Genomic DNA, 2,391 nt, shown 5'->3' on the forward strand with positions numbered 1-2,391 from the left:
GTCCGGCTATGGCAGCGTCGCCAACCTGAACAATGCCGGCTTCATCAACAGCGGCGCCGCGGCCGGCGGCGGCCTGAAGGTCGGCGGCAACTTCAACAACGCCGCCGGCGCGACCCTGATGGCCAATCTGACCGGGCCGCAGGCGAGCAACCTGAACGTCACCGGCTCGGCCACGCTGAACGGCTCGCTGATCGTGACCAACAGCGCGCCGCTGACCGGCAACGACAGCTTCACGGTGCTGACCGCCGGCCAGGGCATCACGGGGCAATTCGCCACCACCACCCTGCCGCAGCTGGCTTTCGTGGACACAGCGGTGAAATACGCCCCCGGCAGCGTCGCCGTCTCGTTCACGCGCAACCAGACCGGCTTCGCGCAGGTGGGCCAGACCCCGAACCAGCGCGCGGTCGCGGCCGCCATCAACGGCCTGCCCGCCAACAACCCAGTCTATGGCGCGGTGCTGGGCCTGAGCGCCAAGGACGCTCCAGGCACGTTTGAACGCCTGTCCGGCGACAGCCATGCCTCGCTATCCTCGGCCCTGATCCGCAACGCCGAGACATTGCGCACGCAGCCCCTGAACCGCCTGCGCGACAGCCTGCAGGCCGACAGCGGCGCGGACGACCGCGCCTGCGCCGAGATCCAGCGCAATGCCGGCAGCTACGGCCAGCGCTTCTCGTGCCAGCGCAACGTGTGGAGCGAGGTGCTCGGTAGCTGGCAACGCCAGGACGGCGACGGCAACGCGCCGGACTACCGCCAGCGCACCGGCGGCGTGCTGATCGGCGGCGATGCGCGCGTGGGCGACGGCTGGCGCGTCGGCATGGCGCTGGGCTACCAGGACAGCACCATCTGGCAGGACAGCCGCGATGCGCGCGCCAAGGTCGACAGCTACAGCGTCACGCTGTTCGGCGGCAAGTCCTTCGCGCGGCCCGGCGGCGGCGCCTGGAACGTGATGGCCGGCGCGGGCTATGCCTGGCAGGACATCGACACGCGGCGCCAGCTGCGCCTGGGCGGCAGCGACCAGGAGCTCAAGGCCAGCTACAGCGGCAACACCGCACAGGTTTTCGGCGAGGTCGGCTACGCGATTCCAGTCGCGCCGCAGGCCTCGGTGGAACCCTTCGCCGGCATCGCCTGGACCCGGCAGCACCTGGGCGGCTTCTCGGAAAGCGGCGGTTCGGCGGCGCTGTCGTCGCGCGGCGAACATAACGACGTCACCACCACCACGCTGGGCGTGCGCGGCAGGATCGACACCCAGATCGCGGGCGCGCCGGCCCGGCTGCGCGCCACGCTGGGCTGGCGCCATGCGATGGGCGACGTCAAGCCCGAGCGCACGCTGGCGTTCAGCGCGGGCCCGAACTACACCGTGTCGGGCACGCCGCTGGCCAGGAACGCGGCGGTGGTGGAACTGGGCGCCGAAGTCGGCATCTCGAAGAACGCCGCCATCGGCCTGAGCTACCAGGGCCAGTACGGCAACGGCAACCGCGACAACGCGGGCTTCATCAACGTGCGCTGGAACTTCTAGCGCGGCGCGGGCGAGCATCCGGATGCGCTCCGGACGCTCGCCCGGCAGGCCGCCCGCGAGCCGAGGCGGCCAGGCGCTCCCGCGCCATGCCGGTCCAGGCGTTCGAGCACCGTGTAATATCACCGCCGGACGACGTCAGGACAACACAAATGGAACTGAGCCTGCCCGGCAAACTACAAAAAGCGCTGGAGCGCGAGGCGCAAGACGCCAAGCGCTCGCTGCACGCGCATCTGGTCCGTAAACTCGAAAACGTCACGCCGCCGATCGACATGATCGACGCGCGTCCGCTGCACGCCAATCTTCCCCGCTTGACGGACTACCTGGACCGCGTGCCCGGCGTGCGCGTGCTGTCCTCCGAAGTCACCCCCGACGCCTACTGGTGGGTCAAGCTCACCATCGACATCGCCCATCCGCTGGCATGGCGCGTGGTGCAGGAACTGGGCTTCGTGCTCAATGACCTGTCGCTGCAGGAAAAGCTGCCCACGGTCTTCAAGCCGGTCTCGCCGCCGCCGTATCTCAACGGCGGCCCCGAGGAATGCCTGGCCTGGGTGATCGAATCCAGCTGGAACTACATCGATCCCGGCTGGATCGCCGACACGCTGGAAGGCTACCTGCCCCGCCCGGTGGACCTGCCCGAGTCCTGGTCGGCGCAATAGGCGCCGCCCCCGCTACAACCAAAGTCGGATTCGCACCGGCGCGCCGGTTGCTATCTTTCCCACCATAACCCCTGGTCCATTACAGGACTGGACGACCGGTATCGTGCATTCCGCGCAGGCGAGCGCACGCGCCGACATCAGGAAACCGCTGCATGAATCACATCTACAGGTTGGTCCGTAACCGCGCCACCGGCGCATGGGTAGCCGTCGCTGAAATCG

At 68.9% G+C, this 2,391-nt stretch carries 2 protein-coding genes; both read left to right on the forward strand.

All coding sequences use genetic code 11. The features are described from left to right. The coding region (locus tag KDH83_RS30365) for an autotransporter outer membrane beta-barrel domain-containing protein (RefSeq protein ID WP_212322673.1) at positions 1–1,516 on the forward strand (1,516 nt) is incomplete at its 5' end. A gap of 149 nt (positions 1,517–1,665) precedes the next feature. Next, positions 1,666–2,172, forward strand: a complete 507-nt coding sequence (locus KDH83_RS30370) for a hypothetical protein (RefSeq protein ID WP_212322676.1) — start codon at positions 1,666–1,668, stop codon at positions 2,170–2,172. Positions 2,173–2,391: the final 219 nt, after the last annotated feature.

The sequence above is a fragment of the Achromobacter sp. Marseille-Q0513 genome, assembly GCF_018195695.1.
In the GTDB taxonomy this organism is placed as follows: Bacteria; Pseudomonadota; Gammaproteobacteria; order Burkholderiales; family Burkholderiaceae_B; genus Achromobacter.